This window comes from Parvibaculum sp., from assembly GCF_049671045.1.
Lineage (GTDB): Bacteria > Pseudomonadota > Alphaproteobacteria > Parvibaculales > Parvibaculaceae > Parvibaculum.
Map to the genome: position 1 here is coordinate 40,476 of NZ_JBATUH010000113.1, position 13,024 is coordinate 53,499.

Consider the following 13,024-nt stretch of genomic DNA (forward strand, 5'->3'; position numbering starts at 1 on the left):
CCGCTTGAGGGCTTCAAACTCGGCCTCATCGACACTACCTTATGTTCATCCCCATTCAGTGAAAGCCGGACCCCGCATATGAGCAATATCGAGATCCTCCAGTTTGCCGCCCTCAACGACAATTATGGCTATCTCGTGCATGAGCGCTCATCGGGCGCTACCGCCGCCATCGACACGCCCGAAGTCGCGCCCCTGCTCGCCGCGCTCGACAGCAAGGGCTGGAAGCTCACGCATATTCTCAACACGCATCATCATTTCGATCATGCCGGCGGCAATGCGGAACTCAAGGAGAAGACGGGCTGCACGATCATCGGCCCCAAGGGCGAGAAGGACCTCATTCCCGGCATCGACCGCGCCGTCGGCGAAGGCGACATCGTGGAGATCGGCGCGGCGCGCGCCCGCGTCATCGACGTGCCCGGCCATACGCGCGGCCACATCGCCTATCATTTCGTGGAAGATCACGCCGTCTTCGTCGGCGATACGCTTTTCGCGCTCGGTTGCGGCCGGCTCTTCGAGGGAACGCCCGAGCAGATGTGGACCTCGCTTTCCAAGCTGATGGCGCTGCCCGACGACACCACCGTCTATTGCGCGCATGAATATACGCAGTCGAACGCGCGCTTCGCGCTCAGCGTCGAGCCGCAGAACGCCGCCCTCGTCGCCCGCGCCAGGGAGATCGACGAGAAGCGCGCGCGCGGCGAATGGACCGTGCCGACGACTATCGGCCTCGAAAAGGCGACCAACCCCTTCCTGCGCGCGGCAAGCCACGATCTGCGCCGCACGATCGGCCTCGAGGCGGCCTCCAATGTCGATGTCTTCGCCGAGACGCGCCGCCGCAAGGACAATTTCTGATCATGTCCTCCATGCCCGACGCGGACGAGATCATCCGCCTGCTCGATCTCGCGCCGCACCCGGAAGGCGGCTGGTACCGCGAAACCTTCCGCGACGAGGGCGAGCCGCGCGCCCGCTCCACCGCGATCTACTACCTGCTCAGGGCGGGCGAGCGCTCGCACTGGCACCGGGTCGACGCCGCGGAGGTCTGGCACTGGTATGCGGGCGGCCCGCTGGCGCTGTCCGTCTCCCCCGACAGCCAGTTCGCGGCGCGCGCCGTTCTCGGTCCCGACCTCCTCAAGGGAGAACGGCCGCAGATCGTCATTCCCGCCCGCCACTGGCAATCGGCCGAACCGCTCGGCGCTTTCACCCTTGTCGGCTGCACCGTCGCGCCCGGCTTCGACTTCGCTGGCTTCGAAATGGCCGGGAATGACTGGGCGCCCGGCGCCTGACAAGGCCGGAAACCGCTTTTCCCGTTTTGGAACAATGCTAGATTGCCTTGCGGGGACATCCGGAGCCGGGGGCATGCACATCAAACTTCTTTCCGGCCTGTTGCTGGCGGGCGCGATCGGCCTCGCGCTTCATGTCCATGCGGAGCCGGCCCATACGGAACCGGCTCATGCGGCCCGGGCTGCCTGCCCCGGCGAGGCGCCGACGCCCACCGTCACGCTGACGACAAGGGGTGGCGCGCGATACGGCACCATGCAATATGCGGGCGGCGGGGCCCTCGGGCCGAAAGAGATCGCCCTCACCTTCGATGACGGGCCCGACCCGAAAACGACCGAGCGCGTGCTCGACATTCTCGACCGGCACTGCATCAAGGCGACCTTCTTCATGGTCGGCTGGTATGCGAAGGCCCGCCCGGACCTCGTGCGCGAAGTGGCGGCCCGTGGCCACACCATCGGCACCCATAGCTGGCTCCACCCCAACAATCTGCGCCACCTGCCGCTCAAGGACGCCAAGCGCGAGATCGCGCGCGGCTTCGCCGCCGTCGAGGAGGCGCTCGCCGCCGCCCCGCCCGAGGATCAGGCGCGGCTTGCGCCCTTCTTCCGCTTTCCGGGGCTCAACGATTCCGCGCCGCTGATGAAATGGCTCGCCGCCCGCAACATCGCCACCGTCTCCTGCGAGTTCGGCGCCGACGACTGGCTCAGGATTTCCGCCGCCGAGGTGAAACGCCGCGCGCTCGCCAATATCGATCAGGTCGGGCGCGGCATCCTCATTCTCCACGACACCAAGCCGCACACGGCGGACATGCTGCCGGACCTCATCGTCGCGCTGAAAAAGCGCGGATACCGTTTCGTGCAGCTCGTTCCCGAAAGCGATGGGCGCACGCTTGCCGCCAATGCGCCGGACCCGCTGCTTGGCAATCCGCACGCGGTGCAATGATGCAGGACCGGAAGCCCATGACGACGAAACGGCTTGGAAAATCCCTCACCCGGCGCGGCGCGCTGGCACTGGGCGCGAGCGCCGTGGGGCTCGTCGCCGCTCCGGCCATCGTCAGGGCCTCCGCCCCCTACAAGCGCAGGCTCAACATGCAGAGCCTCAATTCGGGCGAGAAACTCAACATCACCTATTGGGCGGATGGCGCCTATATCGACGAGGCGCTGCGGCGCATCGACTGGTTCATGCGCGATCTCAGGACCGGCGAGACGACGCGGATGCACACCGCTCTTCTCGATCTTCTCTGGGAGATCGACAGTCTCACGCCATCGACCCAGCCGCTCTACACCATGTCGGGCTTTCGCTCGGAGAGCACCAATGCCTGGCTCGCCGCGCATTCCGACGGCGTCGATCCTTCGAGCTTCCACATGCGCGGCATGGCGATGGATCTCACGCAGGATTTCTCCGACCCCGGCATGATCTATCGCGTGGCGAAAAAGCTCGGCAAGGGCGGCGCCGGCTTCTATCCGGTCAAACGCCCCTTCGTTCACGTCGATGTCGGCCCGCCGGATAGCTGGATCTATCCCGAACATGGCGACCCGACGCGCGCCGAGCGCTATGAGCGCGAAGAGGCGGAAAAGCAGAAGGGCTGAAATCAGCCCGTGATGTATTGCGCGCCGTTCGCCGTCAGCGTCGCGCCGGTGATGAAGCCGGCCTTGTCGTCCGCGAGAAAGACGACACAATGGGCGATCTCATCCGCCGTGCCGAGACGGCCGACCGGGATCGTGGCGATGATGCTCTCGAGAACCTTCGGCGGAACGGCCGATACCATTTCCGTGTCGATATAGCCCGGCGCGATGGCGTTGACGGTCACGCCCTTCTTCGCGACTTCCTGCGCGAGCGCGCGCGTGAAGCCGATGACGCCGGCCTTGGCCGCCGAATAATTCGTCTGGCCCATCTGGCCCTTCTGACCGTTGATCGACGAGATGTTGATGATGCGCCCGAAGCCGCGCTCGCGCATGCCGTTGACCACCGGCTGGCACATGTTGAACATCGAATCGAGATCGACGCTCATCACCTCGCGCCATTGCTGCGGCGTCATCTTGTGGAGCATCGCGTCGCGCGTGATCCCGGCATTGTTGACGAGAATGTCGACCGGGCCGAGATCGGCCTCGACCGCGGCGATGCCTTTGGCGCAAGCCTCATGATCGCCGACGTCCCACTTGAAGGCCCTGATGCCCGTTTCGCGGGTGAAGGCTTCGGCGGCGGCATCGTTGCCGGCAAAGTTGGCGGCGACCTCGTATCCGGCCGCCTTCAGGGCCACCGAGATCGCCAGGCCGATGCCGCGCGTGCCGCCCGTGACAAGTGCAACTCTGCTCATGTGTCGGAACCTTTTGCTGCCGGTGTCCGGTGCTGACGATGGTTCAATCCCGCGCGACGCAGAGCGCGATGCCCATGCCGCCGCCGATGCAGAGCGTGGCGAGGCCCTTCTTCGCGTCGCGCTTTTCCATCTCGTGGAGCAGTGTGACGAGAACGCGCGCGCCGGACGCGCCGATCGGATGGCCGATGGCGATCGCGCCGCCATTCACATTGACCTTCGCCGTATCCCAGCCGAGATCCTTGTTGACGGCAATCGCCTGCGCGGCAAAGGCCTCGTTCGCCTCGACGAGATCGAGATCGCCGGCCGACCAGCCCGCCTTCTTGAGCGCGGCGCGCGAAGCGGGAATGGGGCCTGTGCCCATGACGGCAGGATCGACGCCTGCCTGCGCCCAGGAGACGATCCGCGCCAGCACCTTGCGGCCTTCCTTGCGCGCGCGCTCCTCGCTCATCAGCACGAGCGCCGCCGCGCCGTCATTGATGCCGCTCGCATTCGCGGCGGTGACGGTGCCGTTCTCCTTCTGGAAGGCGGGCTTGAGGCCCTTCACGCCATCGAGCGTGACGCCGTGCTTGATGTACTCGTCGTCGCTGACGACCGTATCGCCCTTCCGGCCCTTGATCGTGACCGGTACGATCTCGTCCTTGAACCTGCCGGCCTTCTGCGCCGCCTCGGCCTTGTTCTGCGAGGCGACGGCGAAGGCGTCCTGCTCGTCGCGCGTGATCTGCCAGCGCGCGGCGACATTCTCGGCCGTCTGCCCCATATGGTAGCCGTGGAAGGCGTCCCAGAGCCCGTCCTTGAGCATGGTGTCGACGAACTGCACATCGCCCATGCGCTGGCCCGCGCGCAGATAGGCAGCATGCGGCGCCTGGCTCATGCTTTCCTGGCCGCCCGCGACCACCACCTCGCTGTCGCCATTGACGATCGCCTGATAGCCGAGCGCGACGGCGCGAAGCCCCGAGCCGCAAAGCTGATTGACGCCCCAGGCCGGCACCTCGACGGGAAGCCCGGCGGCGATGGCGGCCTGACGCGCGGGGTTCTGCCCCTGCCCGGCCTGCAGGATCTGGCCCATGATGACTTCGGAAACCTCGCCCTTCTCGACGCCCGCGCGGGCAAGCGCGGCGTCAATGGCAATCCGGCCCAGTTCATGCGCCGGCAGGCTCGACAGTGCTCCGTTGAATGAGCCGACGGGCGTGCGCGCCGCGCCGACGATGACGACACCGGTTTCGGATTTGCTCATGTTACCTGTCCCTGGATTTGCCCTGAGGCCCTGCGCGCCCGGCGCCGGGCCCGAGATCCGTCGACAATGCCCCAGCGGAATGCAGCGGTAAACGGATTTCTGTGCAATGCAACGTGGGGCTTGCGCATTGCAACAATACCGCGTCAGAATATGACGAAATCAGGGGGATTAAGGCTCGCGAGGTCGCATCGGGAACAGGCGGCCTCTCGATTGCGCGCATTTTCGCGACATGCGGGCCGCTTTCAGTGGAGATTAAGCCAGCCGTGGCAAAAAAAACCGCATCCACGGGTGATGACGTCATCGTCATCAAGAAATATGCGAACCGCCGCCTCTACAACACCGCGACGTCGAGCTATGTGACGCTCGATCACCTGTGCGAGATGGTGAAGCAGGGACAGGACTTCGTCGTACATGACGCGAAGACCGGCGAGGACATCACGCGCTCGGTTCTTGCCCAGATCATCTTCGAGGAAGAAGGCAAGAGCGGGCAGAACCTGCTGCCGATCAAGTTTCTGCGCCAGCTCATCCGCTTTTATGGCGACAGCCTGCAGGGCTTCATCCCATCCTATCTGGAACTGAGCATGGACACCTTCGCGCGCGAGCAGGAAAAACTGCGCGCGAAAATCGCCACCGCCTTTGGTGGCAACACGCGGCTCGGCCATTTCGAGGAACAGATCCGGCAGAACTTCGCCATGTTCGACAGCGCCATGCGCATGTTCTCGCCCTTCGTTCCGCGTCCGAAGACCGAGCGCGGCGAGGAGGCCGAAGCGCCGAAGGCTCCCCCCGCCGCCAATGCCCCCGCTGCCAAGAGCGAAAGCCGGACAGAGGCGGAGCCCGCCGCGCGCGAGCGCGAGCTCGAGGAGCTGAAGCGCCAGGTCGCGGCGATGCAGGCCCAGATCGAATCTCTGGCGAAGAAGTAGGCGGGCGCGGTCAGGCCTTCGCGCCTAAGCGCAGAACGGTGTTTTCCTGGGGCAGCGTCAGCATCGGCTCGCCCAGGAAGAACCCTTGCAGATAGTCGACGCCGAAGCCCTTCAGCATTTCGACCTCTTCCGCATTGCCGACCCATTCGGCGACCGTCGGCAGATCGAAATTGTGGGCGAGATCGACCAGCGTGCGCACGAAGAACTGGTTGTCGCGGTTCGCGGCGAGGTTCTGCACGAAGGAGCCGTCGATCTTGACCATATCGACATCGAGCGTCTTCAGATTGCGGAACGATGTGTAGCCGGCGCCGAAATCGTCGATCGCGACGAGGCAGCCTAGATCGCGCAAGGTCGCGACGAAATCGACCGATTCCTCCATGTCCTGAATGGCCACCGTTTCGGTGATCTCGACCGTAAGGCGGCGGGCAAGCGCGGGCTCGGCGCGAAGCTGCGCGACCAGCGTGTCGAGCCACATGCGATCGTTCGTGGTGCGGCCCGAAACATTGAGCGCGAGCCTCTGCGCCGGATGCGCTCTCAGCGTTTCGAGCGTCAGTTCCATCGCGCGGTAATCGAGCAGGCCGATCAGGCCGAGCTTCTCGGCGATGGGAACGAAATTGCCCGCCGCGCTGATGCTGCCATCGGGCTGCACGAGCCGGATCAGACATTCATGCATCGAAACCTCGCCCGTCGCCGCCGAGACGATGGGCTGATAGGCAAGGCAGATGCGCCGGTCGTTCAGCGCCGTGACAAGCTCGTCCGCCAGGCTGAGATTGCGGCGGCGCGCCTTTTCGCGTTCGCGCGATGGGGTGTAGATGACATAGCTGTCGCGATGCAGCTCCTTGGAGACGGTGAGCGCTTCCTCGGCATGAGCAAGAGCCGCCTCGACGGTCCGCGCATCGGAAGGCAGCGAAAGGCACCCGGCCGAAACGGTCATCGAAATCGGCCCGCGCGACGTCGTGACCACCTGATCGCGCACCGAGGTCAGCAGCCGCTCGGTCACCGAGGCAAGCCTGTCCTTGTCGCAATTCCTGAGAACGAGCCCGAACTTGTTGCCCGAATAGCGGCCGACCGCATCCACCCGCCGCGCCATGCCGCAGAGCCTCTGCCCGACGCCGATGATGACTTCATCGCCGACGTCGAAACCGTAGGATTCGTTTATAAGGGCGAGATTGTCGATCGCGAGCAGCAGGAAAGCCGCCGTCTGGCGCGAATTTTCGGACTGGATCAGCACATCCTCGAGCGCTTCCTTGAGGCGGATGCGGTTGAGAAGCCCCGTCAACTCGTCATAGGTGGCGAGCCGCACCAGCCGCTCCTCGCGCACGCGCCGTTCGTCGATGGCGCGCAGCACACCGATGGCGACCTCGGGCCTGCCCTGTTCGTCGGCGAACCAGCGGCCGCGATCCTCGATCCAGCGCAGGCCGCCATAATCGTCAGCCACCTGATATTCGATTTCGTAGCGGACACCGCTGCCGCCATCGCTTTCGCGCGAGCGCGCGACAAGATCGAACCGGCTTGAACCGTTTTGAGACACGGAGCGGCCGCCAAATGCGCGGCCCGTCGCCACGGCACCCTTGTCCGCGATGCCGAGAAGGGCCTCGACGCCCTCGCCCCAGTGAATCCGGTCATCCGCGAGGGTCCAGCGATAGGCCACATCGCCGACGGCGCTCACGGCGCTCGCCGAGAATCCGCCCGCTTCCGCAGGCCGTTCGTCGCTTTGTGAAACGCGGCTCGAGGCCTCCCGGGCAGCGGTCTGCGCTTTCTCGTCCACCTGGGACCTCACTCGCCTGCTTTTTGACCGGACATTTCTGGCCGTGTACCCATCCTGGGCAATCTCAACAGAGGCGGTCAGTTTCCTTGACAGGTCTTAAAATTCCGCCAAGTCTCTTGGCGACTAAAGCTTTAACAAATCTGGTTAACCGACCTTGACTTGGCGCGAGCGGGCTTCATATGGCAGACTTCTTGCTTGCCTGGAGCATGAAACTGTCCTTTATCGCAGGCCATCGACCATGGAGCCCATAAGGCGCGCCGGTTCGCCGCAAAGACTGCCCTCGACGCAGTTGCGTACGACCGAGCGCTTCGTCGAAGAAGTCGAGAACGCACCGGAGCGGATGCAGGTTCAGGCGCGCGCGCCTCGTGAGCGCCACGCGACGGGCTTCCGCCCCGCGGCCGGCTTCCTCGCGCAATATGTGGATCAGCATTTCCCCTGGGCGCGCTCGCCCTTCCGCAAGGAAGGAAAGCGCCAGCGCGCGGCCAGCGCCTATCTCGCCGCCGACATGCTCCCCGACGTCCTTGCCGATGCGCTCCGTATACGGACGATAGACAAGGATCTCTGAAGTAGAGAGCTTCAGCCCGCGGGCCGCGTCGCAAGAATCAGCGATTGCAGATCGGCGACCGCCCGCTCGATGCGGCGGAGCCGCTGATCCATCTCCTCGAGCTTTGCGAGCACGGCGCCATCGTCAGGCGCCTTCTGCTGTTGCGGCATGGGCGTCGCAACGCCCGCCCGCGAGACGACCTCGCTCAGCGGCTCGCCCATCAGCCGCGCCAGCATCGCCACCTCGTTGGGCGAAAGCTCGCGCTGGTCCTTGAAGACCTCGTCGACCTCGCCTCGGCTGATGCGAAGCCCGGCCGCCACGCTGTCGCGCGTCAGCCCCTTGGCCGCGAGTTTCCGGTCGAACCACTCCTGATCGAAAAAAAGCGCCATGCCGCCCGTCTTTCTCCGTCCTATCTGCCCTTGAACACCGGCGCGCGCTTTTCCAGAAAGCTTCTCACGCCCTCGCGATGATCCTCGGTCTGGAAGAGTTTGCCCAGAGTGCCGGAAACCCAGCCGCCGATCTCGCGCAGATCGCCATAGCTCGTGCGCCTGAGCCCTTCCTTCATGAAACGCAATGCGAGCGGCGGATTGACGGCGATGCGCCCCGCCAGCGCGCGCGCCCGCTCCATGAGTTCGGCATGCGGCGTGGCCTCGCTCACAAGGCCGATCCGCAACGCCTCGGCGGCGTCGATGATGTCGCCCGTGAAGAGAAGCTCCGCCGCCTTCGCCGGGCCCACTATGGCAGGCAGTCTCCAGAGCCCGCCCACATCCGAGATGAGCCCGCGCTTGATGAAGATCTCACCGAACTTCGCATTTTCGGAGGCGATACGGATATCGGCGAAGAGCGCAAGCTCCATGCCCCAACCGACCGCCGCGCCATTGACCGCCGCAATGACGGGCTTGTCGCATTCGAGAGCGGCGACGGCGGCGGGCGTGGGCTCCGGCCTGACGCTGGTGAGGCGCGCGACGCTCCGGTCGCGCTCCTCGCCCGTCATCATCTCCTTCACATCCTCGCCCGAGCAGAAGGCCGGATCGGCCCCGGTGACGATGACGCACCGGACCTCCGCATCGGCAGCCGCCGCGCGGAATCCGGCCTCGATCTCGTCATAGGCGCGGCGGTTGAGCGCATTGCGCCGGTCCGGCCGGTCGATCGTCAGCGTCGCGACGTGATCCGAGACCTCGTAGCGCACGCACTGGAAATCCGCGGGCGCGATCTTCACTCCCCCCTGCATCTGCTCCTCCCGTCAAATGCGCGTTTTTCCGCGCTTCAGTTGAAACCTGCCAGCGCATCGGCGCTCGCATCGCCGAGCGTCGTGCCGCCATCGACGTCGATGATGGCGCCGGTGATGTATCTGGCATTGTCGGTCGAAAGGAAAAGCGCCGTGTCCGCGATGTCGGTCTTGGTGCCGTAGTCGCGCAGCGCCAGCCGCCTCTTGACCGCCGCTTCCATCTCCGGCGTCGGCGCGAGCCGCGCCATGCCCTCCGTCTCCGCGATGGGTCCGGGCGAGATCGCGTTGACGCGGACGCCCGCCGGGCCCCACTCCATCGCCAGACACCTGGTCAGCATGTTGATGCCTGCCTTCGCCGCGCAGACATGCGCCTGGAACATCGACGGATTGACCGCCTGCGGCGCCGTGATCGAGATGAGCGAGGCGCCCGGCCGGTTGAGATACTGGAAGGAGGCGCGCAGCACGTTGAACGTGCCGATGAGATCGATGTCGACCACCGTCTTGAAACCGTTGGACGACATGCCGAGCGCCGGCGCGACGAAATTTCCGGCGGCGCCCGAAAGCACAATGTCGATCTTGCCGAAGCGATCATGCGCGGCCTTGAGCGCGCCGTCCACCGAGGCGAAATCGCGCACATCGGCGGCGATGCCGATGGCGGGGAAGCCCTCGTCGGCGATCGTCTTCGCAGCCGCCGTGATCTTTTCATGGCTGCGGCTGATGATGGCGACGCTCGCACCCGCCCGCGCGAAATGCTGGGCGATGCCGAGATTGATGCCGCTCGACGCGCCGGCGACGAAGGCAACCTTGCCCGCGAGCACCTTGTCCTTGAATGCGTTCTGCATGTGTCCGACCTTCCGATCCCTGCTGGATGGCGCGGAGCTGCCGCCCGCGCCGAATTGCACTGCCCGCATCAAGCCTCCATTCGGAGGGTCCCGCAAGTCCGCTCATGTACAACGGATGTGCAGTCCGCGCTTACGGGCATGTCAGCATTTGTGACCTTCCGCGCGAAGCACTAGACTGCCGCTCGGTCAGCCGCCTGTCGCGGCGGGGGCAAATACGAGAGAGATGATGGCGATCCTAAAGGGCGCGGCAGTCACGACCGCCGCCTTCCTGATCATCATGCTGATGAGCTACTGGGCAGCGGGACAGGCGAACCCTTCGCTTGACGCCACGGCACGCGGCTATTTGCAGAAGCGCGGCCTTGCTCACTCCTTCATCGAATTGCCGAAGGGCTGGGTGCATTACCGGCTCGAAGGCCCGGAAGGCGGGCCGCTCATCGTGCTGGTGCACGGCTTCTCGGTCGCCTCTTTCGTTTTCGACGACTATGTGGCGCCGCTGACCGCGGCGGGCTACCGCGTCCTCGCCTTCGACAATTACGGCCGCGGCTTTTCCGACCGGCCCGATGCGATCTACGACGCCGATCTGACCGACGGGCTGATCACCGAGCTTCTCGACAAGCTCGAACTTGGCGAGCCCGCCCATTTCGTCGGCTATTCGATGGGCGGCGCCGCCGCCGTGATCTTCGCCGCGCGCCATCCCGATCGCGTCCGCTCGCTGACGCTGATCGCGCCCGCAGGCCTCGACATTCCGGGCGAGCGCAATGTCGATCTCATCAAACGCCCGCTCATCGGCGACTGGATCGTGCGCATGTTCGGCCTGCGGATCTTCCATGATACCGCCGCCGAGGAGGCGAAGGCAGCACCCAACCCCGCCCGCTTCCTCGCCGATTTCGACCGCCAGATGGACTATCGCGGCTATGGCGAGGCGCTTCTCTCGACGCTCCGGAACTACCCGCTGACGACGAGCGAGGCGGCCTATGCCGAGGCCGGCCGTTCGCCCCGCCCCGTGCTCGTGATCTGGGGCGAAATGGACGGGACCGTTCCCTTCGCCAATGCGCAGAGGCTCATGCAGCTCATGCCCTATGCGGCCCTGCGCTCCTACCCGAAATCCGGCCACGAGATCGCCTTCTCGCAGGCCCCGCTCGTCGCCGGGCTCATCACGGACTTCATCGCCGCGCAAGGGTCGGGCTCCGCATCGGCGGGCAGCGGCTCCATCTCGCGGATCGGGACGCGGCCCGCCGGAGCGGCGCCGCAGACCGCGCCGAAACCCGCTGGCGCGGCGGTCGAGTGACGGAAATAATCACCACCCGGCGCTTCCGGGTGGATAATCGCGAAGACGCCCGCGATCCCGTCCGGGCTTTTTGGGAGAAGACGATGCTGCGCAAGATCCTTGCAGGGTTCCTCGGCCTGATCCTCGCCGGAGCGGGCGCGGCCTATCTCTTCTGGCCCGCGACCTGGACCGTCAACGCGCCGATCATGAACTCGCTTTTCGGCTGGGGCGTCGACGCCGCGCCCGAGGCGCTTCTGCGCGAGCGGCTGACGCTGCCCGCGGGCTACCAGATCAATCGCTATGCGATCGGGCTCGGGCAGGCGCGCATCATGCGCTGGACGAGCGGGGGCGACCTCCTCGTCTCCATTCCGCGCAAGGGCGAGATCGCGCTCATCGGCCGCGATACGAAAAAGACCGGACGCGGCGGCGCCGTTCGCGCGCTTCTCACCGGCCTCAACCGCCCGCATGGCATCGAGATCCATGACGGCTATCTCTATGTCGGCGAAACGGATGCGATCCTGCGCGTGCCTTTCGACGAGGCGAAGGGCGAACTCACCGGCAAGGTCGAGCGCATCCTCACCGGCCTTCCCGCCAATGGCAATCACTGGTCGCGCACGCTGCGCATGGGGCCCGATGGCTGGATGTATGTGAATGTGGGCTCGAGCTGCAATGTCTGCATCGAGGAAGACGCGCGCCGCGCCGCCATCCTGCGCTTCCGGCCCGACGGATCGGGCGAGGAAATCTTCGCCGGAGGCCTTCGCAATACCGTCGGCTTCGACTGGGACGCGAAGGGCGAACTCTGGGGCGTCGACAATGGCCGCGATCTCCTTGGCGACGATCTGCCGCCGGAAGAGCTGAACCACATCGAGAAGGGCAGGTTCTATGGCTGGCCCTTCCGCTACGGGAACAACGTGCCCGACCCCGATTTCGGCGCGACGCCCGATCCGCGCGTCGAGGCCGCCGTGCCGCCGGCCTTCGCCTTCCCCGCCCATGTGGCGCCGCTCTCGATCAAGTTCCTCCACGCCGCCCTGCCCGGCCTCGAAAACGCCGCGCTCGTGACCTTCCACGGCTCGTGGAACCGCTCGCGAAAAAGCGGCTATCAGGTCGTCGCACTCCACTGGGACGCCGCAGGAAGAATCAGCCTCGAGCCCTTCATCACCGGCTTCGAGAAGAACGAGGAAGTGATTGGCCGCCCCGTCGATACGGCGGTCGGGCCCGACGGCGCGATCTACATTTCCGACGACTATGCGGGCGTCATCTATCGCGTGAGCTACGGCAAGGGCAACGCCGCCTCCGCCGCCGCCCGGCCCGCCGAGCCGCAAGTCGAGGCGGCAGGCCCGCGCGAAACGCCGACCAATGACGAGGTGCTGCGCGGCCAGGGCATGTTCGGCGCGGTCGGCTGCAAGAATTGCCATGGCGGCGAGCATCCGGTGACGCCGCTCAGGAATCTCGGCGCCCGCTACGGCCAGGATGACATCGCCGCGCTTCTGGCAACGCCACCGGCCAACATGCCCTCCTTCGCCCATCTGAAGGAGGACGAGCGCCGCGCCATCGCCGCCTATGTGCTCGCCACATACCGCTAGGCGGATTAGACTTGAGCCCGGCTTGGGCATGCTCTTGAGCGAGGTCCGG

At 65.6% G+C, this 13,024-nt stretch carries 14 protein-coding genes; 8 read left to right on the forward strand and 6 right to left on the reverse strand.

What is annotated here, in order from left to right:
* Nucleotides 1–78: 78 nt before the first annotated feature.
* The 4 genes from gloB (at nucleotide 79) to WBG82_RS13380 (ending at nucleotide 2,861) form a co-directional block, all read left to right on the forward strand.
* A complete protein-coding gene (gene gloB, locus WBG82_RS13365; protein ID WP_424425009.1) occupies nucleotides 79–849 on the forward strand; it encodes a hydroxyacylglutathione hydrolase in 771 nt (256 codons plus the stop codon).
* A gap of 2 nt (nucleotides 850–851) precedes the next feature.
* On the forward strand, nucleotides 852–1,280 hold the full coding sequence (locus WBG82_RS13370; RefSeq protein WP_424425010.1) for a cupin domain-containing protein: 429 nt from the start codon (nucleotides 852–854) through the stop codon (nucleotides 1,278–1,280).
* Between the two features lie 73 nt (nucleotides 1,281–1,353).
* A complete protein-coding gene (locus WBG82_RS13375) occupies nucleotides 1,354–2,214 on the forward strand; it encodes a polysaccharide deacetylase family protein (RefSeq protein ID WP_424425011.1) in 861 nt (286 codons plus the stop codon).
* A gap of 17 nt (nucleotides 2,215–2,231) precedes the next feature.
* Entirely contained in the window at nucleotides 2,232–2,861 is a 630-nt protein-coding gene (locus tag WBG82_RS13380; protein WP_424425012.1) for a DUF882 domain-containing protein, read from the forward strand.
* A 2-nt stretch (nucleotides 2,862–2,863) separates the two neighbouring features.
* Here the strand turns inward: WBG82_RS13380 and phbB are convergent, their stop codons facing one another.
* Nucleotides 2,864–3,589: an acetoacetyl-CoA reductase gene (phbB, locus tag WBG82_RS13385; protein WP_424425013.1), complete on the reverse strand. Its 726-nt coding sequence runs from the start codon at nucleotides 3,587–3,589 to the stop codon at nucleotides 2,864–2,866.
* Between the two features lie 43 nt (nucleotides 3,590–3,632).
* Complete coding sequence (locus WBG82_RS13390; RefSeq protein ID WP_424425014.1) at nucleotides 3,633–4,823, reverse strand: acetyl-CoA C-acetyltransferase; 1,191 nt, start codon at nucleotides 4,821–4,823, stop codon at nucleotides 3,633–3,635.
* Nucleotides 4,824–5,086: 263 nt separating this feature from the next.
* Here WBG82_RS13390 and phaR point away from each other — a divergent pair, with 263 nt between their 5' ends.
* Nucleotides 5,087–5,743, forward strand: coding sequence for a polyhydroxyalkanoate synthesis repressor PhaR (phaR, locus tag WBG82_RS13395; RefSeq protein WP_424425015.1), 657 nt, complete (start codon nucleotides 5,087–5,089; stop codon nucleotides 5,741–5,743).
* A 10-nt stretch (nucleotides 5,744–5,753) separates the two neighbouring features.
* On the opposite strand, the gene WBG82_RS13400 is transcribed toward phaR, so the two are convergent.
* Nucleotides 5,754–7,412 carry a putative bifunctional diguanylate cyclase/phosphodiesterase gene (locus WBG82_RS13400; protein ID WP_424425016.1) on the reverse strand — a complete coding sequence of 553 codons (1,659 nt, stop codon included), beginning with the start codon at nucleotides 7,410–7,412 and terminating at the stop codon, nucleotides 5,754–5,756.
* 337 nt (nucleotides 7,413–7,749) lie between these two features.
* Between WBG82_RS13400 and WBG82_RS13405 the strand changes: the two genes are divergently transcribed.
* Entirely contained in the window at nucleotides 7,750–8,076 is a 327-nt protein-coding gene (locus tag WBG82_RS13405; RefSeq protein ID WP_424425017.1) for a hypothetical protein, read from the forward strand.
* Nucleotides 8,077–8,087: 11 nt separating this feature from the next.
* Here the strand turns inward: WBG82_RS13405 and WBG82_RS13410 are convergent, their stop codons facing one another.
* From WBG82_RS13410 to WBG82_RS13420, 3 genes are read right to left on the reverse strand one after another with little or no spacing between them, the layout of a single operon-like run.
* The gene (locus tag WBG82_RS13410; protein ID WP_324297529.1) at nucleotides 8,088–8,444 is read right to left on the reverse strand and encodes a hypothetical protein; all 357 of its coding nucleotides are present in this window, start codon (nucleotides 8,442–8,444) and stop codon (nucleotides 8,088–8,090) included.
* A 20-nt stretch (nucleotides 8,445–8,464) separates the two neighbouring features.
* A complete protein-coding gene (locus WBG82_RS13415) occupies nucleotides 8,465–9,286 on the reverse strand; it encodes an enoyl-CoA hydratase/isomerase family protein (RefSeq protein WP_424425018.1) in 822 nt (273 codons plus the stop codon).
* Between the two features lie 35 nt (nucleotides 9,287–9,321).
* Complete coding sequence (locus tag WBG82_RS13420; RefSeq protein ID WP_424425019.1) at nucleotides 9,322–10,125, reverse strand: SDR family oxidoreductase; 804 nt, start codon at nucleotides 10,123–10,125, stop codon at nucleotides 9,322–9,324.
* Nucleotides 10,126–10,348: 223 nt separating this feature from the next.
* Between WBG82_RS13420 and WBG82_RS13425 the strand changes: the two genes are divergently transcribed.
* Together WBG82_RS13425 and WBG82_RS13430 are read left to right on the forward strand one after the other, a co-directional pair.
* Nucleotides 10,349–11,413 carry an alpha/beta fold hydrolase gene (locus WBG82_RS13425; protein WP_424425020.1) on the forward strand — a complete coding sequence of 355 codons (1,065 nt, stop codon included), beginning with the start codon at nucleotides 10,349–10,351 and terminating at the stop codon, nucleotides 11,411–11,413.
* Between the two features lie 83 nt (nucleotides 11,414–11,496).
* The gene (locus WBG82_RS13430) at nucleotides 11,497–12,975 is read left to right on the forward strand and encodes a DUF7133 domain-containing protein (RefSeq protein WP_424425021.1); all 1,479 of its coding nucleotides are present in this window, start codon (nucleotides 11,497–11,499) and stop codon (nucleotides 12,973–12,975) included.
* Nucleotides 12,976–13,024: the final 49 nt, after the last annotated feature.

Bases quoted from the DNA above. Each gene is read 5' to 3' on its own strand.
- gloB (WP_424425009.1), top strand. From the start codon at position 79: ATGAGCAATATCGAGATCCTCCAGTTTGCCGCCCTCAACGACAATTAT.
- WBG82_RS13370 (WP_424425010.1), top strand. From the start codon at position 852: ATGTCCTCCATGCCCGACGCGGACGAGATCATCCGCCTGCTCGATCTC.
- WBG82_RS13375 (WP_424425011.1), top strand. From the start codon at position 1,354: ATGCACATCAAACTTCTTTCCGGCCTGTTGCTGGCGGGCGCGATCGGC.
- WBG82_RS13380 (WP_424425012.1), top strand. From the start codon at position 2,232: ATGACGACGAAACGGCTTGGAAAATCCCTCACCCGGCGCGGCGCGCTG.
- phbB (WP_424425013.1), bottom strand. From the start codon at position 3,589: ATGAGCAGAGTTGCACTTGTCACGGGCGGCACGCGCGGCATCGGCCTG.
- WBG82_RS13390 (WP_424425014.1), bottom strand. From the start codon at position 4,823: ATGAGCAAATCCGAAACCGGTGTCGTCATCGTCGGCGCGGCGCGCACG.
- WBG82_RS13405 (WP_424425017.1), top strand. From the start codon at position 7,750: ATGGAGCCCATAAGGCGCGCCGGTTCGCCGCAAAGACTGCCCTCGACG.
- WBG82_RS13410 (WP_324297529.1), bottom strand. From the start codon at position 8,444: ATGGCGCTTTTTTTCGATCAGGAGTGGTTCGACCGGAAACTCGCGGCC.
- WBG82_RS13415 (WP_424425018.1), bottom strand. From the start codon at position 9,286: ATGCAGGGGGGAGTGAAGATCGCGCCCGCGGATTTCCAGTGCGTGCGC.
- WBG82_RS13420 (WP_424425019.1), bottom strand. From the start codon at position 10,125: ATGCAGAACGCATTCAAGGACAAGGTGCTCGCGGGCAAGGTTGCCTTC.
- WBG82_RS13425 (WP_424425020.1), top strand. From the start codon at position 10,349: ATGATGGCGATCCTAAAGGGCGCGGCAGTCACGACCGCCGCCTTCCTG.
- WBG82_RS13430 (WP_424425021.1), top strand. From the start codon at position 11,497: ATGCTGCGCAAGATCCTTGCAGGGTTCCTCGGCCTGATCCTCGCCGGA.